Consider the following 24,717-nt stretch of genomic DNA (forward strand, 5'->3'; position numbering starts at 1 on the left):
TAAAGGAAAAAACAAGGAGACCAGATATAGTTTTATTTGTTAATGGTATTCCTTTTTCTGTAATTGAGCTTAAGGCAAGTGCTGTATCATTAAAGCAAGGTATATCACAGATGATAGGTAATCAGAAAAAAGATAATATACCTCATCTTTTTAAATATATCCAATTAGTATTAGCAGGAAATACAAGAGAAGTTAGATATGCTACAACTGGAACTCCAGCTAAGTTCTGGTCTGTATGGAAAGAGGAAGAGGATTTAAATATTGAGAGATATGTTAAGGGCAGAGTAGCTACTGAGCTAGATAAAAGCATAGTATCATTATTTAATATAAATAGGGTTTTAGAAATTATTAGAGAATATACTTTGTTTGATAAAAATGTAAAAAAGGTAGCTAGATATCAACAGTATTTTGGTATTAAAAGAACCTTGGAGAGAATAGATACTTTTGATAATACAGGAAAAAGAAATGGTGGACTTATATGGCATACTCAAGGTAGTGGTAAGTCCTTAACTATGGTTATGCTTGCTAGAGCTTTAAGAAGAAGAATACCAAGTGCAAAGGTTATTATAGTTACAGATAGAAAAGAGTTAGATTTACAAATTAAGAATACTTTCACCCATAGTGGATTTAAGAATGATATTGTTCAAGTTAAAAATGGAAGTCATTTAAATACTCAGCTTCTAAGTAAAGAAAGCAAGATAGTCACTACTATAATTAATAAGTTTGATAAAGTATTTAATGTTGGTTCAAAGATAGATGATCCTAATATATTTGTTCTTGTAGATGAATCTCATAGAACTCAAAATGGACAGTTCCACGAGAAGATGAGGAAAGTATTCCCTAATGGATGTTATATTGGTTTTACAGGAACTCCACTTATGAAAAAGGAGAAAAACTCCTTTAGTCAGTTTGGAACTATGATTCACAAATACATAATAGATAAAGCTGTTGAAGATAAAGCTGTATTACCTTTACTATATGAAGGAAGATTAGTAGATCAATGGATTAATGATGAATCAGGACTTGAAAGAAAGTTTGAAATGATAGCGAGAAATCTTAATGAAGAGCAGAAGGAAGATCTAAAGCAGAAATGGGCAAGATTTCAAAAGGTTGCTTCTAGTGAAAGAAGACTAGAAATGATAGCTTTAGATATTAATGAGCATTACAAGAATACATGGCAAAGAACAGGTTTTAAAGCTATGCTTGCAACTTCATCAAAGTTTGAGGCTATAAGATATCATCAAATATTTGAACAGTATGGAGATGTTAAAACAGCTTTTGTAATATCATCTGCTGATACTAGAGAAGGAAATGAGAATATTTACGATGAAAATAAACTTTTTGTACAAAGAGAACTGGAAAGAATAAAAAGAGAATATGGTGACTTAGACGACTATGAAACAAAGATAAAGGAAGAATTCTGTGATGGCGATGATGTTGAAATTCTAATAGTAGTAGATAAGCTATTAACTGGATTTGATGCACCAAATGCTGTTGGTTTATATGTTGATAAGGAATTAAAAGAACATAAACTATTGCAGGCTATAGCAAGAGTTAATAGATTATCTGAAGGTAAGGATTATGGATATATAATAGATTATAGAGGACTGTTAGGTAATCTTGATAAAGCATTAACTTCATATAGTTCCTTAGAGGGATTTGATGAAGATGATATTAAAGGTGCAGTTAAAGATGTTAAGCAGGAAGTAGATAATTTAAAGTCTACTTATTCATATTTAAAGGACCTATTTAATCCTATTAAGAACAAAAATGATAAGGAAGAATATGAAGTTTACTTAGCTGATGAGAGTAAAAGATTGGATTTTTATGAAAGGTTAAAAAACTATGCAAAGAGTTTAAATATATGTTTAGCATCACAAGGAATATTAGATTTATTATCCAAGGAAGACTTAGATAAATATAAGAATTCACTAAAATTTTTTAGTGAATTGAGAAAAAGTATTAGATTAAGATATCATGAAGAGATTGACTTTGGTGAGTATGAAGAGCAAATGCAAAAGCTTTTAGATACTTATATAAGTGCAAATGAAGTTAATAAGCTTACTAAATTAGTTAATATTTTTGATGATAAGAATTTTGATGAAGAGATACAAAGAGTAGAAGGTAAGAGAGCTAAAGCTGATACCATAAAAAATGCCTTAGATAAGGTTATCACTATGAAGTATGATGAAAACCCTGCTTACTATGAAGGGCTAAAGGATAGAATTAATAGAATACTTGAAGATTATAGAAAGAAAAGAATATGTGAAGAAGAGTATTTAAGTAGTATGCATGATGTAATGAATGACGTTAGAAATGGATCCGTAGAAGAAATTTATCCAGATCCAATAACTAATAATAAGTCTGCGCAGGTTATATATGATAATATTAGAAAAGATATTTATGAACCCATTTCATCAAAGATAGAGGAAGAAAAATCAGAATATGTTATAGCTAATACTTCATTAGAATTCGAAGAAATTATTAAAGGTTATGTTACAAAGCCTGACTGGACTAGTAATACGGATATTCATAAAAAAATAAGCCAAGATTTAGAAGAAAGGCTTTGGGATTTAGAAGATGAATATGGTATATCATTAGATACAGATAAGATATTAGAAACAGCACTTACAATATCTATTAGAAAATATGGTAAATAGCTTAGTAATTTAGAATTTGCTTAGTAGTTGTAAAGTATTACCGAGTAGGCTAAGTTAATTAGAGACTTTAGTTGTAATGTAGGAGAAAGCTATGGAACATAAAATAGAAATACATAAGAAAAAAGTTAAAAATATAACCTTGAAGGTAAAAAGAGATGGAACAATACACCTAACCGTACCAGAGGCTGCTACAGATGATTATATTGATAGAGTTGTGGAAAATAAAAAAGACTGGATAGAAGCTCAGCTAAAGCATTTCAATGATAATTATGTAAAGCCTCAAGTTAAAGAAATGGTTAGTGGAGAAAGCTTTAAGTATCTTGGTAAGAGTTATAGACTTAAAGTTATTAAGGCTAACAATGAAGGTGTAAGGCTATATAGGGGATACATTGAGATATACACTAAGGATAAAGATAATACAATTAGGAAACAAGAACTTCTTAAGAAATGGTATATGGATAAAGCTAAGATTAAATTTAATGAATTGGTTCATGAGTATGAAAAAATAGTTAAAGAAGAGGTCAATAATATTAGAGTAATAACTATGAAAACTAGATGGGGAAGCTGTAATATAGAAAGTAGAAATATAAACCTTAACCTAGAATTAATTAAGAAGCCACGTTACTGTATTGAATATGTTATATTTCATGAATTAGCTCATTTAAAGTATCCTAACCACAGTAAAGAGTTTTGGGAGTATATGAGTGTTCATATGCCTAATTGGAAGTGGAGAAAGGATAAGTTGGAATATAGTTAATATAAGTAAGTAATTATAATATATTTAAGGAGAGTGTATGGTTAGAAAGTATGATGAAAACCTAGTTTCAAGAGTTACGTGTGATAGTAGTTATATTGATAAAACAAATGATACTTTAGAACAAAGAAAGAAACTTAAGATTACATTAAAAAATAAAAAACAAGAAAAAACAGCGACAATAATAATGATGAACCCATCAAAGGCTGATAATGATAAGTCAGATAAAACAGTAGATGCTGTGGTAGAGTTCTTCGGAAATTTGAATTCTAAAAGCTATGATATTAGTAGTAAGGAAATGGAGAAGTTAAAAGAGATAAAATATTTACAAATTACAAATTTGTTTTCTATATATAATCCAAAATCAAAAGAGTTGAAAAATAGTATTGATAATATTATGAAATATGTAATGAAGGAATATTTTAAAAAGTTAATGGATGATAACTTTAGAAGTATAAAAGAATCTATAGATAAAAGTGACATAGTAATAATAGGCTGGGGAAATTGCCCAACTAATTTTAATGAAATTCTATATATAAAAAGAATATGTGAGATAGTAAAATATCTAAAAGGTAAAGAAATATTATTACTAGCTTTTAAGATATATGATACTAAATTTAAGAAAATAAAAAGCATTACAGAAAGAGGTAATCCGTATCATCCAATAAATGGAGATATAGTTGGAGTAGTTAAAATATATATAGATGAGCATTTAGATATAATAAGGCTGTAATTAAAACCAACTAGTGATAGTAATATATATTAGAAAACAGATGTATTTAGATTATATTAGTAGAGCATGATAAAGGGAGAAAGGTTGATATAGTTTTGTATATTTTAATGATCCCATTGTAGCTGTATAATAGAATAAAAGCATATAAAAACACTTTCTTGGCAATAATTTTAATAAGTAATTGTCAAGGGAGTGTTTTTCTTGTTTAGAAGAATATTTTATAAAGGGGTAGCTGCATTTATTATTATTTTTGTATGTAGTTTATTAATGAGCTATAGGCAGACATTAGATGATGGTACTGTTACATTTGTAAAAGAAAGAGACATGGGATTTATATATGAAAGAATCGGAAGTGATAAGGGAATATTTTATTATGATGAACTAGGTGAGGTTAATAAAATATCAGAGTTATATGGAGATAACACCTATATAGATAGGGATGTTAAGGTGTCTACTATTAATGAAGGGAAAAACCAAGGAATATATGTAGGCAAAACATCTGATAAGATGCTTAATAATACTGTTAATATATTAAAGGGATATAGGGTTATTAGTGAAATAGATAGATTTTCAGATAATATATATATGGTTTGTAGTAATGATAAGGAACGAGTCCTACTTACATATGATGTTAATATGGGTACAAGTAGTAATAAGACTTTACCTATTGGAGATTCTGATTATATAAGGGATGTTAAATTTGTTAAGGAAAGTGAAATCATTTATTCAAAAAAGCATAAAACAAATCCAGATTCCTACAATATATATTCCTATAATATAGCTACTAACAAAGAAAATAAAATAATTAATTGTAGAGAGGATATATTAGATCCTATGCTTTCACCAAACAAGCAAAATATATCATACCTTAAAAGAGAAAATGGTGTATATCAGTTATATATATATGAAATTAAATATGGAGCAGAAAAGAGAATTAATCTTAATGACGGGGTTGTAAGTGGAAGTACACGGTGGTCATTAGATAATAATTATATATTATGTAATACTTTTAACGAAGGGGCACTTAATAGACTTAATATAGTAAACTTAAATAGCGGAAAGCTTACTAAAATAAACAATGCTTATAGTGGTATATTTAATGTTGATAGTACAGCAGCATTTTTTGCATCATATAGTAAGGAGGAAAGGATTCAATATATATACTTCTATGATTTGAAATCTAACAATAAAAAGGAAGTGTATAGAATTTATGAAGAGGGAAGCTTTTCTAAAAGCATAAGGCTATTAAAGGTATATTAAATATATATGTTTAAAAGCTGTGAGAATTAAGGGGGAAATTATAATGAATATTAAAGGAATATTATTTGATTTAGATGGAACACTATTAGATACAAACACACTTATTTTGGAGTCTTTTAAGCATACGCTTAAGTCTCATCTTAATATAGAAGTTGAAGATAGGGAAATTATTAATAGTTTTGGTGAACCTTTACATGTAACCTTAGAGAGATACTCTAAGGAAGAGGTTAAGGTTATGTTAGATATTTACAGGGAATTTAATATTAGGAATCATGATTCTATGACTAAGATTTTTGAAGGCGTTGAAAGTACACTTAAATTATTGAAGGAGGGTGGTTTTAAACTTTCAATTGTAACATCAAAAAGAGCTGAGGTTGCAATACGTGGTCTTGAATTATTTAATATTAAGAATTATTTTGATGTTATTATAACACCAGAATGTACAGAGAAACATAAGCCAAATCCAGAACCTATAATTGAAGCATGTAGGATTATAGGGGTTAATCCATCAGAGTGTATTATGGTTGGTGATAGTAAGTATGACATGTTATGTGGTGAAAGAGCAGGTGCATATACTTGTCTTGTTTCATATACGGCTATCGATATTAATTCATTTGATGGAATTAATCCAAATTTCAAAATAAACAAATTAGACGAAATTTTAGATATAGTACATTTAATTTAGAATATTTTAAAAGTAAAGTGAATTATAATTAGTTTTAATAATAGGAATGTTCCCTATCGAGCGAAATATATTTTGACCTTCGACATGAATCGTGGTAATATGAGTGTGTAGAAATTAAAACATGTTTCAATTAACTACATTACGTAATACACATCAGGGGGGAAGATTAACATGGAAGTTAATAAGAAGAAATCATTCCTAGACAATTTTTTCAAGCTAACAGAACACGGAACAAGTGTTAAGACAGAGCTACTAGCTGGTCTAACTACATTCGTTACTGTAGCATACATTATTTTTGTTAACCCAAGCATTCTTAGAATGGCTGGAATCAACGAACAAGGGCTTTTTGGCGATGCTGTTGTTCAAGCAGGTTTAACTGTTGGTAACGACAAGTATGTAGCAGCACTATTTGCAGCTACTTGTTTAGCAGCTGCTATTGGTTCTATATTAATGGGTATATTCTCAAATTTACCATTCGTATTAGCACCAGGTATGGGTATTAATGCATTCTTTACATTTGGAATAGTACTTACACTAGGCTTTACATGGCAACAAGCTCTAGCTTCAGTATTCATTTCAGGTATTGCATTCCTTATTATAACTATGACTCCGCTATTAGATATTATAGTTAAGGCATTACCTCAAAACCTAAAGCTTGCTATTACTGGTGGTATCGGACTATTTATTGCACTGATCGGGCTTAAATCAGGTGGAATTATAGTTGCTAACCCAGATACACTTGTAGGATTTGGAGATTTTAGATCTGCAGCAGTTCTACTTACTATATTCGGAATTTTACTTACTGCTACACTTATGGCACTTAACGTTAAGGCGTCAATGCTTATTGCAATTGTAGCAACTACTCTTGTTGGTATTCCAATGGGAATTACTAACACTACGGATGTTTCATTTATATCAGCACCTCCATCAGTTTCACCACTTCTATTTGAAATGGACTTTGTAGGTCTAGTTAAGAGTGAAGCAGGAGTTGGAGCTGCAGTACTTAGCTTTGTAATGGTATTCATTACAATTACACTAGTTGTTCTATTTGATACACTAGGAGCTATGCTTGGAACAGCATCAAAGGCTGGCCTAGTTAATGAAGACGGAAGTGTTAAGAACATGAAGGGTGCTATGCTGGCAATGAGTTTAGGAACTATTGCAGGAGCTGCACTTGGAACAAGTTCACTTAACTGCTGTGTTGAGTCAACTTCAGGTATAAGTCAAGGCGGTAGAACAGGACTTACATCAGTATTCGCTGGACTACTATTTATTGCGGCACTATTCTTCTCAGGCTTAGTTGGAATAGTACCACCACAAGCAACAGCACCAGCACTAGTAATCGTTGGAGTACTTATGCTTTCAGCTGTAAGTGGAATTGACTTTAGTGACTTTACTGAGTCAGTACCAGTATTCTTTACAATAGCTATTATGCCATTTAGTTATTCAATAGCTAATGGTGTTGCTATGGGACTTATTCTATATCCTTTCATGAAACTTGTTTCAGGTAGATATAAGGAAGTTCACCCAGTAGTATACGTACTAGCAGTAGCGTTTATTTTAAGATTCGCATTACTATAGTATAAATAGTTACTTTAAAGATAGTTATTTATGAACAATTTAAAGGATGCCCTTTACAAAAAGGGCATCTTTTTTTTATTTTTTGTTTTTGAAGGAATAATTAGGGGGAGGATAGAAATAGACTTATAGTAACTAATACATATTTTCACATCTTGATTTATCAGAATATAAGCAAAATTCTATAATTGGTAATAAAATTGCTACATAGTAAGTAGAATATAGAGGGGAAACTTTTAAAGGGAGCTAAATTAATCTAATTAACTTGAAAGTGGACAGTATATTCTAGTTATATCTGTATATATTGAATTTATTCAATATTATAGACAATTTGATATCGAGGATGTTATTTGTAGAAAATACACAATATGATCTGTATTTTAAAGTCGAATAATGATATGAGTTGTATTATTTACACAAACAACCTATGTTTATATATTGCAAATTGGCTGAAAATTCTGTTGACAACAATCAAGACCGGTGATAATATGAAGTTAACATTAATGATTTTTTAACAACTTCAAAAATTCATAATATTAAAAGAAGTTGTAGTCCCGGGAGCTTTAGGACTGGTTAATTAGATAAGCAAACTGCAATTATATTTAATTTAGTAACGCTCACTTTTTAACTTTAAAGTTTCCCAGCACAAGATTTATTAATCATAGGGGGGAAAAATATGAGTCAAGCAAATCTTGAAGCAAACCAATCAGGTGGATTCTTAGACAAGTTTTTCAAACTTAAAGAGAATGGTACCGACGTTAAGACTGAAATTCTAGCAGGTCTTACAACGTTCCTAACAATGGCGTACATCCTGTTCGTTAACCCATCAGTTCTTAGAGAAGCGGGTATGAACTTAGCAGGAGCTGTTGGAGCAGACGCAGTAGCGTTTACTACACTTAATGACCCTGTTGTAGCATCAGTTTACATGGCTACTTGTATATCAGCAGCAGCTGGTTCAATACTAATGGGTCTACTTGCAAACCTACCTTTCGCACTAGCATCAGGTATGGGACTTAATGCATTCTTCACTTACACAGTTGTTCTAGGTATGGGCCATAGTTGGCAAGAAGGTCTAGCAGCTGTATTTATTTCAGGTATTGTATTCTTTATTATTTGTGTTACACCACTACTTGATATAATGGTTAAGGCTCTTCCAAAGAATCTTAAACTTGCTATCACAGGTGGTATAGGACTATTTATTGCTTTACTAGGACTTAAGAATGGTGGAATAGTTATTTCTAACCCAGCTACTTATGTAGCCTTCGGTGATGTAACTGACCCAGCTGTACTAATTACAGTTATAGGTATAGTTATAACAGCTGCTCTTATGGCACTTAATGTTAAAGCATCAATGCTACTAGGAATCATAGCTACTACTCTTATTGGTATTCCAATGGGACAAACTCATGTTACTTCAGAAGTATTCTCAATGCCTCCTGGAATGAGCGAAACTTTCATGAAAATGGACTTCGCTGGACTTCTAGGATCAGGTGATAAGGGAATTGGAGTTGCAATTCTTTCAGTAGTAATGGTAGTTATTACTATTACACTAGTTGACCTTTTCGATTCAATCGGAACTCTTGTTGGTACAGCTACTAAGGCTGGACTAGTTAACAAGGACGGTACTGTTAAGAACATGAACAAGGCAATGATGGCTGCATCATTCGGTATCATTATCGGTTCAGTTTGTGGTACTTCAACAATCAACACTTACGTTGAATCAAGTTCAGGTGTTGCTCAAGGTGGAAGAACAGGACTTACAGCAGTAACTGTTGGTTGCCTATTCATCGCATCAATGTTCCTAATCGGAATCGTTGGTATGGTACCTTCACAAGCAACAGCACCAGCACTAATCATTGTTGGGGTTCTAATGCTTTCAGCAGTTAGTGAAATCGACTTCAGCGACTTTACAGAAGCAGTTCCTGTATTCTTTATAATCGCAATGATGCCATTCACTTTCTCAATCGCAAACGGTATCTCAATCGGTCTTATCATGCTTCCAGTAATGAAGGTGATAACAGGTAGAGCTAAGGAAGTACATCCAATAGTTTATGTACTTGCAGCACTATTCATCCTAAGATTTATTGTTCTTCCTCACTAATTAGGAAGATTATAAAGAGAGGCTTATGCCTCTCTTTTTTTATTTTCTATATTGATCATTAGGAATTGAAATTACTGAGAAATTATGATATTATCGAATAAGCTAAAAGGGAGTAGTTCTAGTACAAAGTCAACATACTGGTGATATCACCTGGCTTTGTAGCCATTATTGGTAACGAGACTTTTAGCATAGGGTATACAGATGTGTATCCTATGCTAATGGTCTCGTTTTTTATTGCCTTTTAGTAATAACTTAATAATGAAGGGATGTTTAAAGATGACCACAACAATTTTTGCTTTTCTGTTTTCAACAGTAGCAGTAGTATTAGCTGAAATGGGGGATAAAACTCAGCTACTTGCTATGGCTTTTGCAACTAAGTATAAGGCGTCTAAGGTTATGCTTGGTGTGTTTATTGCTACAATATTTAATCATGGACTTGCTGTATTAGTAGGAAACTATATAACAAAGTTTGAATCTGCACAAATATGGATTCAATTTATTGCAGCTATTTCATTTATTTTCTTTGGACTTTGGACGATAAGAGGGGATAGTCTAGACGGTGAGGAGAATAAGATATATAAGTATGGAGCGGTTTTAACTGTTACAATAGCATTTTTTATTGCTGAAATGGGTGATAAGACTCAGCTTGCAACTATAGCAGTAGCAACTAAGTTTCCAGAAAGCCCTATAGTAATATTAATGGGAACTACTACAGGTATGCTTATAGCAGATGCTATTGGTATAGTTATTGGAGTAGTTATGTGTAGAAGGATACCAGAGAGGGTTATAAAGCTTGTTTCAGCAGGTGCATTTATAGTCTTTGGATTTATTGCTGTATTCCAATCATTATTTAATGATATGGGAATGAGTCTAACTTCTACTATTATGTTTATATTAGCATTAGGAGCTATAACTGGAATTGCTACTTATTATTTAATTAAAAATAATAAACTAGATGAAAATATTACTGTGCAAAATTATTGTAAAGTAAAAAGTAAGGCAAAATAAATAAACTTCTTTAGATAAATGATGTATTATACGATAACATAAGTAATACTTTTATTTAAGGAGTGGTTTTCGGTGAATATTAATGATGTATCAAGATTTATGAATATATATTTAATGCAGTCTATGTTTAATGGTGCAGGTACAAGTGGTGTAGGAATGGGCCAAAGTTCTTCTAATAATTCTATGCTATTTGAATATATGCTTAAATCAGCTTTAACAAGTAATAACGGTAACTACTGTCATAATTGTAGATATGATATGAATAATACATTACTAAATAGTAATAATATAAATAGTAACAATAATATAAAGCCAAATAATCAAGTATCTGAAGTTTATGGTGAATATGGTGATTTCATACCTATGGGTAAGGCACCGAATCTTCGCGAAAAGGATATTAATATTGCACCTAGAATAGATTCAGCTATTAAGGCTGCCTCAAGAAAGTATGGAGTAGAGGAAGGTTTTGTTCGTGCTATTATTAAGCAGGAATCTAACTTTAATCCTAACTGTACTTCAAGGGCAGGCGCTATGGGGCTTATGCAGCTTATGGACTACAACTGCAAGGAGTATGGAGTATCAAATCCTTACAATATTGAAGACAATGTTGATGGGGGAGTTAAGTACATAAAGAATCTACTAGATAAGTTTAATGGTAACAAGCAGCTTGCATTATCTGCCTATAATGGTGGAATTACTCGTATGAGCAAAAGAGGAGTAGATACGGTACCAGAAATAGTAAATATGCCTAAGGAAACAAGAGATTATGTAACTAAGGTTATGGGATATTATAATCAATATAAAGATATTAAGTTTGTTTAGGAGGATAATATGGATTACGCTTTAGTACTAGGTGGTGGAGGTGCTAAGGGTAGCTATGAACTTGGAGTCTATAAGGCTTTAGTAGAGATGAACATTAATGTTACATCTATATACGGAACATCAATTGGAGCGCTTAATGGAGCTATGTTTGTTCAGGGCAGCATTGACAGGGCAGAGAAGCTTTGGAATGAAATTAAAGCATCTGATGTTATGAACATAGAGAGTAAGATAGAAGAATTATTACTAAAGGGGGGTGTATCTAGTACACTTGAGTTTATGATGCATGTTATAAGTTCAGGTGGAATAGATATTACTCCCCTTAAAAATTTACTAGAAGAGATAATTGATGAGGATAAGATCAGAAATTCCTTAATTGATTATGGAATAGTAACATTCTCTCTAGATAACTTTAAACCCCAAAAGCTTCATAAGTCAGAAATAGAAAAGGGGAAACTTATAGATTACCTAATAGCAAGCTCTGCACTACCAGCCTTTAAGAAACACACAATTAACAATGAAAGATTTATAGATGGGGCATTTTGTGATAATGTACCACTATCTTTTGCAGTAAGTGATAATATAGAAAATATAATAGTAGTAGATATATTAAGCCCAGGGTTTGTTGAAAGAGCAAATGTACGTGGGAGAAATGTTATATATATTAAGAATCCCCATGAATTAAAGGGGTCTGTTTTAAGTTTTAATATGGATAATATAAAATTCAATATGAACCTTGGATACTTAGATTGCCTTAAGGCATTTGGAAAGCTTCATGGACATAGGTATTATATTAATAACACTGATAAGCTTCATATTAATATAGAAGAAAGTGATATAGTTAATATATATAAATTTTTTGGAGTGGAGATTAACCATAGGGATATAAGGTCTTCTAATATTATTTTAGATAAAATAATGAGACTTATTAAATCCTATACTGGAGATGATATAACTAAGGATAAAATATTTATATCAGCCCTTGAAATTGCAGCTGATATTTTATCAATAGAAAAGGTACAGGTATACTCTTTAAGGGAACTTATTAATAAGGTATACGAGGCACTAGATTATAATTTAAATAATTTTTCTGATGATGGCTATTTAGACTACCTTAAAAATAGTGTATTATTAACAGATAGGAAAAAAGTATTATCCTCTTTATTAGAACAAATTAACAAGGAAGCAAATTTAATTTATTATCTAAAGGCATGTGTTGAGGGAGAAGCACCACAAATATTTAGAAAGTTAATGGCAACTGTTTATCCAAAGACAGCAATTGCAGCAGCTTTTTTAATGTACATTGATTCTATGAGGGGAAGACTTAATTAGGAGGAAATATGTCAAGGGAAAGATTAGATAAGGTACTTGCAAATATGGGATATGGAACCCGTAAAGAAGTTAAAGCCATAACAAAGTCAGGTCAGGTTACTGTAAATGGTAATATTATAAAGGACTCATCAACCCATGTTAATCCATATGAGGATGAGATCATAATAAATGGTGAGAAGGTTAATTATAGAGAGTTTATTTATATTATGATGCATAAGCCACCAGGAGTTATATCAGCAACAGAGGATAAACACCTAGAAACGGTTATAGATATATTAGAATATGAAGATGCTGTATTTAAGCCAGCACCTGTTGGAAGACTTGATAAGGATACAGAGGGACTATTACTAATAACTAATGATGGAGAACTTAATCATAAGTTATTATCACCGAAGAACCACGTACCTAAAAAATATTACGCAGATATTGAAGGGGAAGTTACAGAAAGTGATATAGCTGAATTTAGTAAGGGAATTGTTCTAGATGATGGATATCATACTATGCCAGCAGAACTTACTATTCTAGAAAGTGGAGAAGAATCTAAAATAGAAGTTATTATATATGAAGGAAAGTATCATCAGGTTAAGAGAATGTTCGAAGCTGTTGGTAAAAAGGTAGTATACCTTAAAAGGCTAGAAATGGGACCACTTGTACTTGACGAGGACCTAGAGCTTGGTCAATATAGAGAATTAACTGACGAGGAAGTAGAAAGTTTATTTAACTACACAAAATAAAATACTTAAGTTGACTTTATCAGTTTAATATTATAAAGTAAAAGTATAACTAATTTGGCTTTTGAGGTGGTAAAATGAAACACTTTGATGAACTTAATAAGGAAGAGCTTGAGTATTTATATGAAGCTATTCTAGCACTAGACACGAAAGACGATGTAGAAAGATTTTTAGATGATATATGCACTATTAACGAAATTAAGTCTATTTCTCAAAGAATGCAGGTTGCAAAGATGCTTAGGGAAAGAAAGACCTATACTGAAATAGCCAATACTACAGGTGCAAGTACAGCAACTATAAGTAGGGTTAATAGATGTCTTAATTATGGAAGCAGAGGATACAAGCTTGTATTCAATAAGCTTTATGGCGACGAATAATTTAATAATTTATTAGTAAATAGGGTTAATTATTAACCCTATTTGTTTTTTGTCCTAAATGCTATAATATACCTAATGAAGTTTAAGTGGGGAGGATATTAATGATAGATTTAAATACACTTAATGATAGCCAAAGAGAAGCGGTAGAAACTCTAAATGGGCCACTGTTAATACTAGCAGGGGCAGGTTCGGGGAAGACTAGGGTTTTAACATATAGAATTGCACACCTTATAGATAATGGGGTATTTCCTGATAATATATTAGCTATTACATTTACTAATAAGGCTGCACGTGAAATGAAGGAAAGAATAGAAGCACTAGTTGATGAGAAAGCTAAGAGTATATGGGTTGGTACATTCCACTCTATATGTGTAAGAATACTAAGACAACATATAGATAAGCTTGGATATGACAAGACTTTTGTTATATATGATTCATCAGATCAGGAGAAGCTTGTTAAGGAATGTCTTAAGGAACTTAATATTGATGAGAAGCAGTTCCCTCCAAAGGGAATGCTATCAAGTATTGGTGGACTTAAGGATAATCTTATTGATTGGAAAAAATTCAAAAAAGAAAACCAAAACAATTTCGAAAAGAAAAACCTATGTTTTGTATACGAAAAATACCAAAAGAAGCTTGAAACAAATAATGCATTAGACTTTGATGATATTATTATGAAAACAGTTCAACTTCTTAATGAAAATGAGGATTTATTAGCATACTATCATAGAAGGTTTAATTATATATTAGTTGACGAGTATCAGGATACTAACGGTGCACAGTATAATCTTATTAAATTATTAGCTAAGGGACATGGGAACCTATGTGTAGTTGGAGATGATGATCAGTCTATTTACGGATGGAGAGGTGCTGATATTCGTAATATTCTAGACTTTGAAAAGGATTATGAGGATACTAAGGTAATTAAGCTAGAGCAGAATTATAGATGCACTAAGAGAATATTAGATGCTGCTAATTGCGTTATAGCAAACAATGAAAACAGAAAGAATAAGCGTCTTTGGACTGAAAATGAAACAGGAGAAACTATTAAGTTCTATAAGGGAAATAGTGATAGGGAAGAATCATCATTTATAGCAGATAAGCTTCAGGCATCAATTAATGACGGATTTTCTGCTAAGGAATGTGCTATTTTATATAGAACCAACGCAATGAGTCGTATACTTGAAGAAAGTTTAATGAATAGAGGTATTCCATATAAGATAATTGGGGGACTTAAGTTCTATGACAGAAAAGAAGTTAAGGATATAATTGCATATCTTAGGGTTATTAATAACCCAGCAGACTCTGTTTCACTTGAAAGAATAGTTAATGTTCCAAAGAGGGGAATTGGAGATTCTAGTGTAGATAAGGTAAAGGAATATGCTCTTAATTCAGATAGTAGCCTATATTCAGCTATGCTTGATATAGGAGAAGTTACTTCCCTTACTAAACGTGCATCTAACTCAATCGAAAAATTTATAAGTATGATGAACACTCTAATTATGAGTAAGGATACTATGAGCGTTTCTGAAATCATTAAAGAAATAATGGATAAAACAGGTTATATTGAGGATCTTAAGGCTCAGCAGGATAAGGATAAGGTTGATAGGGTTCAAAATGTTCAAGAGTTTTTCTCAGCTGCTATTGAATTTGAAACTTCAGATGAAGAGGATACTTCACTTTCAGCATTCCTTGAGAAAATAGCACTAGTATCAGACCAGGATAATATTACTGATGATTCTAGGGTAACTCTTATGACGCTTCATACTGCAAAGGGACTAGAATTCCCTATAGTATTTATAGCAGGATTTGAGGAGGGGATATTCCCTCACTTTAGGGCACTTGAAGATGAAGAGGAAATGGAGGAGGAACGTAGACTTTGTTATGTTGGGATTACAAGAGCTAAGAAGAATTTATACCTAACATGTGCAAGACAAAGACTTATGTTTGGCCGTACATCATTTAATGCACCATCTTCATTCCTAGAGGAAATTCCATGTGATATTGTTGAGGATATAAGCCCGGCACCTAAGGAAAACTTTAATAGGGTATATTCCCATGAAAGGGAGCCTGTTATAAAGGCAGCTAATCAAAGAATATCATCTAAGGTAATTATCCCAGATGCTACAAGAAAGAAAGTTAACTCACTTTCAGGTGGAGAAATTAAGGCTGGGGTTAAAATAAAGCATAAGATATTTGGAAAAGGCCTTGTTATATCTACTAAGCCAGCAGCTAACGATACTCAAATAACTGTCCACTTTGATACAGCAGGACTTAAGAATTTACTTCTTGGTTCTGCACCAATTGAATTGCTTTAAGAGGTGAAAATATGGATAAAATCAAAGCTCAAATAGATTCTTTAAGGAATAAGCTTGAGAAGGCAAATAAGGATTACTATGTTTTAGATAATCCAGTTATAAGTGATTATGAATACGATATGATGATGAGAGAGCTTAGGAATCTTGAAGAAAATCATCCAGAATATATGAGTGAATCTTCACCAACTGTTAGGGTTGGTGGAGAGGCACTAAGTCAATTTAATCAGGTAACCCATACTGTTCCTATGATAAGTCTACAGGATGTATTTAGTTTTGAAGAACTTAGGGATTTTGATAGAAGAGTTAAGGGTGTATGTTCTGATGTTACATATATAGTAGAACTTAAAATAGATGGTTTATCAGTAAGCCTTATCTACGAAAACGGTTCATTTAAAAGTGGAGCAACTAGGGGAGATGGACTTGTAGGAGAAGATGTTACAGAAAACCTTAAGACTATTAAGTCTATGCCACTTATAATAGAAGATAAAAATCTTCTAGAGGTACGTGGAGAAGTATATATTGATAAAAAGTCATTTGAGGCTCTTAATAGTGAAAGAAAAGAAAATGGAGAAGCTTTATTTGCAAATCCTCGTAATGCAGCAGCGGGATCACTTAGACAATTAGACCCTAAAATAGCAGCTAAGAGAAAACTTAGTGTACTTATATTTAATATTCAAAGATATTCTGGAAGTAAAATTGCATCCCATGAAGAGGGACTTAAGTATCTTGAAGAATTAGGATTTAGTGTTAGTCCGAATAGATTTACATGTAGTGATATAGAGTCTGTAATAGATGCTATAGGTAGGATTGGAGAAAATAGAGATTCTATTCCATTTGAAATAGATGGTGTTGTTGTAAAGGTAGATAGTATTTCACAAAGAGAGGAGCTTGGAGAAACAGCTAAGTTTCCAAGATGGGCAGCAGCATATAAATTCCCTGCCCAAATGAAAAAAACTAAGTTAAAGGATATTATTCTTCAAGTAGGAAGAACAGGAGCTATAACTCCAACAGCTATTTTAGAACCAGTACTTGTTTCGGGAAGTACAGTTTCTAGAGCCGCACTACATAATGAGGATTATATTAAGGAAAAAGATATAAGAATAGGCGATAGTGTTTACATCCAAAAAGCAGGTGAAATAATACCTGAGGTTGTTAGTGTTATTGAGGAGGATAGAGATGGTAGTGAAATTGAATTTAAAATGCCATCGGTATGTCCTGCATGTGGAGAACCAGTAGTTAGAAATGAAGGAGAATCTGCAGTTAAATGTATAAATGTTAACTGTGAAGCACAGCTAAGAAGAAGTATTATACATTTTGTATCTAGGGATGCTATGAATATTGAGGGTATGGGACCTAAGGTAGTAGACCTTCTTATAGATAATAATCTACTAGAAAACATAGCAGATATATATAATTTAGATAGAAGTAAGCTACTAGAACTTCCAAGAATGGGAGAAAAGTCGGTAGATAAACTTTTAGACTCTATAGAAAAAACTAAAGAAAACCATATTAGTAAGCTAATATTTGGACTTGGTATAAGATATATAGGTCTTAAAGCTGCAAAAAATCTTGCAAAAGAATATAAAAATATCGAAAAACTTGCAAAAACAGACTATGAAAGTTTAATACAGGTTGATGAAATTGGTAGCAAGATGGCTGAAAGTATAGTGCAGTATTTTAGTGATGATAAGAATATCTCCCTTATTGAAAAACTTAAGTTAAGTGGATTAAGATTTGAGGAGGAAGAGAAAGTTACTGAAAATACTAGGAGTGTAAGCTTTGAGGGGATGACTTTCGTATTAACAGGAACACTTGAACAATTTAATAGAAGTGAGGCGGCTGATATTATAGAATCACTTGGTGGAAAGGTATCCTCAAGTGTATCTAAGAAAACAACATACTTACTTGCAGGAAAAGATGCAGGAAGTAAGCTTAAGAAGGCACAGGATCTTTCGGTTAATATAATAACTGAAGATGAGTTTAGGGTAATGATCAATGGTTAGGTTTTTAAAGATAGTAGATTGTTTAACCTGGGTTATGATGGTTATAACATTTATGGTTGCTGTTTTTACCATGTTAGTAGCCTTTGGGATATCATGGAGGTCAGGTTCTATATATTTTATTAACCTAAAGGTTGTTGAAATTTGTCTAGCTATTACACTTGCACTTTGGGGAACAACAGCAGTTACCCTTAAGGATAAAAAATCTAAGGTACACGGATGTATTTCTTATGGACTTTGTATAATTCTAATTATTTTTGTTGCATTTGGAATATATTAGTGTTTTACTATGAAATACATATGTTTTACTAAGAAAAAAAGGATAGAAAGCTTTCTATCCTTTGATTTTTATCCTAAATATTTGAATAAATGTAATTAATATTTAGCAATATATTTATACTGAATAGTATAAATATTAAAAAAAGTAGATTTATCCTTGTTTTTGTATTCAAAATAATATATAAATATATTATGTTATTCGTAAAAAGCTTGATTTTCTGTAGTGATTTTTCTATAATATGAATAATTTAAAAAGAAAGTTTCACTCTTTTATAGAAAAATATTGTCTAAACCAATTTTTACAAAATTTATTTTATCGTAAAAATCGACAAAATAATGTATAATAGACTTTATCATATTAAGTCGATAAAAGATAATCTTATATAAATTGTATGCAGATTAGAAAATATTTCTATTTAAGTAGAAAGCGTTTTCCAAAATATGGCATTATTTGAAGAAAAAGTAGAGGGTTAGGAGGAAAAATTATGTTAACTTACATCGGAAAAAGACTATTTGCTAGTTTACTAACATTATGGATAGTAATCACAGCAACCTTTTTTCTAATTCATTCATTACCTGGAGGACCATTCCAAGGTGAGAAGAACTATCCGCCAGAAGTACTTGCAAGCATGAATGCTAAGTATGGACTAGATAAGCCTATATCAGAGCAGTATGTAAACTATATAACTGGACTATTAAAGGGAGATCTTGGACCATCACTTAAGTACCAAGGTAGAACAGTAAATGATATCGTTGGATATTCATTCCCAGCATCAGCTAAGCTAGGACTTGTTACTGTTGTAATATCAGTGGTAATTGGAACGTGGATGGGTATAGTTTCAGCATTAAATCAAGGAAAGTGGCAGGATAAACTATGTATGGTTGTATCCACTTTTGGAGTTACGGTTCCAAGTTTCGTACTTGCAACATTCCTAATATATATATTCTCGTTAAATCTAAGACTATTGCCAACTATAGGCTTTAGTGAGCCGATACATTATATAATGCCGGTATTAGCATTAGGGGGTTACTCTATTGCATTTATATCAAGATTATCAAGATCAAGTTTACTTGATGTTATAAGACAAGATTATATGAGAACAGCGAAGGCTAAGGGATTATCACAAAGAACAATCACTTACAAGCACGCACTTAAAAACTCATTGATTCCGATTATTACCTACCTAGGGCCGCTTACAGCAGCTATTATTACAGGAAGCTTTGTTGTAGAGCAGATATTCGGTATTCCAGGGCTTGGACGTGAGTTTGTTACAACTATAAATAATAGAGATTACACAGCTATCATGGGTATTACAGTATTCTACAGTTCATTAGTTATATTCTTTAACTTTATTGTAGATATACTATATTCACTAGTAGACCCAAGAATAAAGCTTGGTCAATAGGTAAAGGAGGTATATTATGCAATTAACAAGTGAGAAGTTTAAAAAAGTTGCTAAGGAAGATATAGCAAAACAAGAAGTCATAAGACCTAGCGTAACCTATTGGCAAGACGTATGGAGAAGACTTAAATCAAACAAGTTAGCAATGGCTGGACTTGTAATGGTAGTAATAATGGTACTATTTGTTTTAGTTGGACCTATGATTTCACCTTATTCATATTTTGAACAAAACTATGATATAACAAATCAAGGACCAAGTGCAGCACACTGGTTCGGTACAGACCAATTTGGTCGTGACATATTAACAAGAGTTATGCACGGTGGAAGAATATCACTAACAATTGGTTTTGTAGTAAGTATTCTTAACCTAGTAATAGGTGTTATCTACGGAGGTATCTCAGGATACATTGGTGGAAAAGTTGATGATATGATGATGAGAGTTGTTGACGTACTTTACTCAATTCCAATGATGATATATGTAATACTTCTAATTCTAGTACTAGATGCAGGTATGTTTAGTATTATAGTTGGTATTTCTATTTCAAGCTGGGTTGGTATGGCTAGAATAGTTAGAGGACAGGTTCTATCTCTTAAGGAACAAGAATTTGTACTTGCAGCTAAAACACTAGGTGCATCACCGGTTAGAATATTATTTAAGCACCTTATACCTAATACAATGGGACCTATAATAGTATCTGTAACACTTGCAATTCCAAGTGCTATATTTACAGAGTCATTCCTAAGCTATATTGGACTTGGTATATCAGCTCCAGATGCTTCATGGGGAACTCTATGTTCAGAGGCTATGAAGGGATGGATAACATATCCTTATCAATTATTCTTCCCAGCAATGGCAATCTGTGTAACAATATTTGCATTCCAGCTACTAGGTGATGGATTAAGAGACGCTCTAGATCCTAAGATGCGTAAATAAGGAGGAAAAGGAAATGAAGAATATACTAAAAGTAACAAACCTGAACACCTCATTCTTTACTCATGCTGGAGAAGTTAAGGCAGTAGGAGGAGTATCCTTTGAACTAAAAGAAGGAGAAGCTCTTGGTATAGTTGGAGAATCAGGTAGTGGTAAGAGTATTACAATGATGTCTATTATGAGACTACTTGCTGATAATGGAAAGATTATAGAGGGAGAAATCCTTTTTAAAGATAGAAGTATAACTGAGCTTACAGAGAAGGAAATGGAAAATATCCGTGGAAATGAAATGGGTATGATATTCCAGGACCCAATGACAAGCTTAAACCCTGTATTAACAGTTGGTGATCAGTTAATGGAACCTTTAAGAAAACACAAGAAGATGAATAAGGAGGAGGCTTTCAAGAAGGCAGTGGAAATGCTAGAATTAGTTGGTATTCCAAGTCCTGAAAGTAGAATGAGCCAGTATCCACATGAGTTTTCAGGTGGTATGAGACAGAGAGTTATGATTGCTATGGCACTAACTTGTCAGCCTCAACTTCTTATAGCTGATGAGCCTACAACAGCACTTGATGTTACAATACAGGCACAGATTCTTGAAATTATGAAGGATCTTAAAGAAAAAATAAATACATCAATTATTTTAATTACCCATGACCTTGGTGTTGTTGCAGATGTATGTGACAGAATCAATGTTATGTATGGTGGAACTATTGTAGAAAGTGGAAAAGCAAACGATATATTCTACAATCCAAAACATCCATATACATGGGGACTACTTAAGTCAGTTCCAAACCCTAAGGAATTAGTTAAGGAAAGACTTAAGCCAATAGATGGTCAACCGCCAGATCTTTTAAATCCACCAGTTGGATGTCCATTTGCAGCTAGATGTGACTATGCAATGGAGATATGTGTTGAAACTAGACCAGAAGCTTTTGAAATAGCTGAGGGACACTGTGCAGCATGTTGGCTAAACCATCCAGATGCTCCTAAGGTAGAAGCACCTGTAGGAAGGGAGGCAAACTAATGACTAAGCCATTATTAGAAGTTAAAAACCTTAAAAAATACTTCCCTATTAAGAAGGGACTACTAGGAAACAAAATAAGCTATGTTAAGTCAGTAGACGATATTAGCTTTACTATAAACAAGGGGGAAACCCTAGGACTTGTTGGAGAGTCAGGATGTGGAAAGACTACAACAGGAAGAACAATACTTAAGCTTTATGAGCCAACAGCAGGAGACATTATATATAATGGAGTTAATCTTTCACCGTTATCTTCAGGTCAAATGCAAGATTACAGAAAGAAAATGCAGATGATCTTCCAAGATCCATATGCATCACTTAACTCAAGAATGACTGTTGGAGATATAATAGGAGAGCCTATAGATATCCATAAAATAGCTAAGGGACAAGAAAGAAAAGACAGAATAAGCTACTTACTAGAAAGAGTTGGTCTTAACAGTGAGCATGCTAATAGATACCCACATGAGTTTTCAGGTGGACAAAGACAAAGAATAGGTATTGCTAGAGCACTAGCAGTTGAGCCAGAATTTATTGTATGTGATGAGCCTATATCAGCTCTTGACGTATCAATTCAGGCACAGGTTGTAAATATGCTTGAAGACCTTCAAAGCGAACTTGGTCTAACTTACCTATTTATAGCCCATGATTTATCAATGGTTAAGCATATTTCTAACAGAGTTGGAGTTATGTATCTTGGAAACATGGTAGAACTTGCAGAAAGTAATGAGCTTTATAGCAATCCATTACACCCATATACACAGGCATTATTATCTGCAATTCCTATTCCAGACCCAGAGGAATCTAGAGCTAAACAGAGAATAATACTAGAAGGAGATATTCCATCTCCAATAGACCCTCCAGCAGGATGTAGATTCGCTGGAAGATGTAGATACGCTAAGCCAGAGTGTTTTGAAACGAATCCAGTTGTTAAGGAAGTTTCACCAGGACACCAGGTAGCATGTCACTTATATTAGTATTAGCATAAAAAACTAGCCTAATATAATTTAGGCTAGTTATACATAAAATGGTATACAAAGATACCTACACATTTAAATGCTATATTCTATCAGTAATGGTAGTTATAAATAAATTTATAGGGAGGATAAGCATATGCTTAAAAAGAGACTATCAAAAGTCGTAGCTGTAGGACTTACTGCAGTACTTATGACTATAAGTCTTGCAGGATGCGGTAGTTCAGGAAAGCCTGATAACACAGTTGTTATCAACATTTCTGAAGAAGAAAAGACTATCGATCCAGCTCTAAATGAGTCATCATACGCAGGTTCACTAATTGACAACTCATTTGAAGCTCTAACAAGACTTGACGACAATCAACAACCACAACCAGCAGTTGCTGAATCATGGACAGTTTCACCAGATGGACTAGTTTACTCATTCAAACTTAGACAAAACGCTAAGTGGTCAGATGATAAGCCAGTTACTGCAAAGGATTTCGCTTTCGCATGGAAGAGAGTTCTTACTAAGGAAACTGCAGCACCATACTCAGGATACCTAATGTACATTAAGGGAGCACAAGACTTCTTTGATGGAAAAGCTAAGGACGTAGCGGGAATCAAGGTTAAGGACGATTACAATATCGAAGTTACACTTGAGCACCCAGTATCATACTTCCTTCAATTAACAGCATTCACTCCTTACATGCCTGTAAGAGAAGATGTTGTTGGTGATGCAGCGTGGGCTACTAAGCCAGAAACTTATATCTCAAACGGACCTCTAGTTCTTAAGGAGTGGAGACCAAAGGATATAATGGTTTACGAAAAGAATCCACACTACTGGAACCCAGAAGTTGTTAAACTAGATAGACTAGAAGTTAAGATGATTGCAGAGCCATCAAACGCTCTTAATGCATTCAAAACTGGAGAGCTTGACTACATAGAAAAGCCACCAGCACAAGAAATTCCAAACCTACTTAAGGATGGAACAGCTGTTCAATCAATGAATATTGGTACATACATGTATCTATTTAACCTAAGCGACAAGATGAAGCAGAAGAATCCTGCTGCATACAAGGCTATGAGCGACGCGAAGGTTAGAAAAGCACTTGCACTTGCACTTGATAGAAAAGCTATCATTGAAACTGCAACTAAGGGTGGAGAAGTTCCAGCAACTAGTATAGTTCCACCTGGAATTAAGAACTCAAAGGGTGAAGACTTTAGAACTAAGGATTACATCCCAGTAAACGGAAACGTTGAAGAAGCTAAGAAGCTTCTAGCTGAGGCTGGATATCCAAATGGACAAGGATTCCCTCAAATTGAACTACTATACAACGTAGGTTCAGGACATGAGCAAGTAGCTCAAGCTATGCAAGAAATGTGGAGAAAGAACCTTGGTATTAACGTTAAGTTAAGCAACCAAGAGTGGAAAGTATTCCTTGATAGCAAGTCAAAGAAAGATTTCGAAATGTGTAGAATGGGATGGATTGCAGATTACACTGACCCATCAACATTCCTAAAACTATTCGAAACTAACGGAGAAAATAATGATACTGGATATAGCAACAAAGAGGTTGACGATCTAATTAAGAAGGCAGCATCAGAAGTTGATGAAGCTAAGAGAACAGATCTATACCGTCAAGCGGAAGCTATTATAATGGATGCTATGCCAGCTATCCCAGTATACTACTACACTGATGTTATCTGCATCAATCCTAAGGTTAAGGGTATTAAGAAGTCACCACTAGGTAGAATTCTTCTATACGGAGCA

20 protein-coding genes are annotated in these 24,717 nt (G+C 32.9%); all 20 read left to right on the forward strand.

Annotated features, from left to right (window positions below; translation table 11 throughout):
* A partial coding sequence (locus RR539_RS00005) for a type I restriction endonuclease subunit R (protein ID WP_332500152.1) occupies positions 1-2,660 on the forward strand: 2,660 nt, incomplete at its 5' end.
* A 91-nt stretch (positions 2,661-2,751) separates the two neighbouring features.
* Positions 2,752-3,417, forward strand: a complete 666-nt coding sequence (locus RR539_RS00010) for a M48 family metallopeptidase (protein ID WP_332500153.1) — start codon at positions 2,752-2,754, stop codon at positions 3,415-3,417.
* 37 nt (positions 3,418-3,454) lie between these two features.
* On the forward strand, positions 3,455-4,147 hold the full coding sequence (locus tag RR539_RS00015) for a DUF1643 domain-containing protein (protein ID WP_332500154.1): 693 nt from the start codon (positions 3,455-3,457) through the stop codon (positions 4,145-4,147).
* A 201-nt stretch (positions 4,148-4,348) separates the two neighbouring features.
* Positions 4,349-5,407 (forward strand): TolB family protein, encoded by a 1,059-nt coding sequence (locus tag RR539_RS00020; RefSeq protein ID WP_332483651.1) that lies wholly within the window; start codon positions 4,349-4,351, stop codon positions 5,405-5,407.
* 43 nt (positions 5,408-5,450) lie between these two features.
* On the forward strand, positions 5,451-6,092 hold the full coding sequence (ppaX, locus tag RR539_RS00025) for a pyrophosphatase PpaX (protein WP_332474099.1): 642 nt from the start codon (positions 5,451-5,453) through the stop codon (positions 6,090-6,092).
* A gap of 171 nt (positions 6,093-6,263) precedes the next feature.
* The gene (locus RR539_RS00030) at positions 6,264-7,673 is read left to right on the forward strand and encodes an NCS2 family permease (protein ID WP_332474098.1); all 1,410 of its coding nucleotides are present in this window, start codon (positions 6,264-6,266) and stop codon (positions 7,671-7,673) included.
* 673 nt (positions 7,674-8,346) lie between these two features.
* Positions 8,347-9,771, forward strand: a complete 1,425-nt coding sequence (locus RR539_RS00035; protein ID WP_332483652.1) for an NCS2 family permease — start codon at positions 8,347-8,349, stop codon at positions 9,769-9,771.
* Between the two features lie 276 nt (positions 9,772-10,047).
* A complete protein-coding gene (locus tag RR539_RS00040) occupies positions 10,048-10,779 on the forward strand; it encodes a TMEM165/GDT1 family protein (protein WP_332474096.1) in 732 nt (243 codons plus the stop codon).
* 72 nt (positions 10,780-10,851) lie between these two features.
* Positions 10,852-11,601: a lytic transglycosylase domain-containing protein gene (locus tag RR539_RS00045; protein WP_332474095.1), complete on the forward strand. Its 750-nt coding sequence runs from the start codon at positions 10,852-10,854 to the stop codon at positions 11,599-11,601.
* 9 nt (positions 11,602-11,610) lie between these two features.
* On the forward strand, positions 11,611-12,930 hold the full coding sequence (locus RR539_RS00050) for a patatin-like phospholipase family protein (RefSeq protein ID WP_332474094.1): 1,320 nt from the start codon (positions 11,611-11,613) through the stop codon (positions 12,928-12,930).
* Positions 12,931-12,938: 8 nt separating this feature from the next.
* Positions 12,939-13,664: a pseudouridine synthase gene (locus RR539_RS00055; RefSeq protein WP_332474093.1), complete on the forward strand. Its 726-nt coding sequence runs from the start codon at positions 12,939-12,941 to the stop codon at positions 13,662-13,664.
* Between the two features lie 74 nt (positions 13,665-13,738).
* On the forward strand, positions 13,739-14,038 hold the full coding sequence (locus RR539_RS00060; RefSeq protein ID WP_332474092.1) for a YerC/YecD family TrpR-related protein: 300 nt from the start codon (positions 13,739-13,741) through the stop codon (positions 14,036-14,038).
* 104 nt (positions 14,039-14,142) lie between these two features.
* A complete protein-coding gene (gene pcrA, locus RR539_RS00065; protein WP_332500161.1) occupies positions 14,143-16,356 on the forward strand; it encodes a DNA helicase PcrA in 2,214 nt (737 codons plus the stop codon).
* An 11-nt stretch (positions 16,357-16,367) separates the two neighbouring features.
* On the forward strand, positions 16,368-18,359 hold the full coding sequence (ligA, locus tag RR539_RS00070) for an NAD-dependent DNA ligase LigA (protein ID WP_332483654.1): 1,992 nt from the start codon (positions 16,368-16,370) through the stop codon (positions 18,357-18,359).
* Positions 18,352-18,636: a hypothetical protein gene (locus RR539_RS00075; protein WP_332474088.1), complete on the forward strand. Its 285-nt coding sequence runs from the start codon at positions 18,352-18,354 to the stop codon at positions 18,634-18,636. Before ligA ends, RR539_RS00075 begins: the two co-directional genes overlap by 8 nt.
* A 484-nt stretch (positions 18,637-19,120) precedes the next feature.
* A complete protein-coding gene (locus RR539_RS00080) occupies positions 19,121-20,041 on the forward strand; it encodes an ABC transporter permease (protein WP_332474087.1) in 921 nt (306 codons plus the stop codon).
* A 13-nt stretch (positions 20,042-20,054) separates the two neighbouring features.
* Positions 20,055-20,972 carry an ABC transporter permease gene (locus RR539_RS00085; protein ID WP_332474101.1) on the forward strand — a complete coding sequence of 306 codons (918 nt, stop codon included), beginning with the start codon at positions 20,055-20,057 and terminating at the stop codon, positions 20,970-20,972.
* Between the two features lie 13 nt (positions 20,973-20,985).
* Complete coding sequence (locus RR539_RS00090) at positions 20,986-21,996, forward strand: ABC transporter ATP-binding protein (RefSeq protein ID WP_332474086.1); 1,011 nt, start codon at positions 20,986-20,988, stop codon at positions 21,994-21,996.
* A complete protein-coding gene (locus RR539_RS00095) occupies positions 21,996-22,967 on the forward strand; it encodes an ABC transporter ATP-binding protein (protein ID WP_332474085.1) in 972 nt (323 codons plus the stop codon). The genes RR539_RS00090 and RR539_RS00095 overlap by 1 nt, the downstream gene beginning before the upstream one ends.
* Before the next feature lie 136 nt (positions 22,968-23,103).
* Positions 23,104-24,717: peptide ABC transporter substrate-binding protein (locus RR539_RS00100; RefSeq protein ID WP_332483655.1), on the forward strand; the 1,614-nt coding region annotated here is incomplete at its 3' end.

The organism is Clostridium sp. (genome assembly GCF_036639235.1).
Lineage (GTDB): Bacteria > Bacillota > Clostridia > Clostridiales > Caloramatoraceae > Clostridium_AB.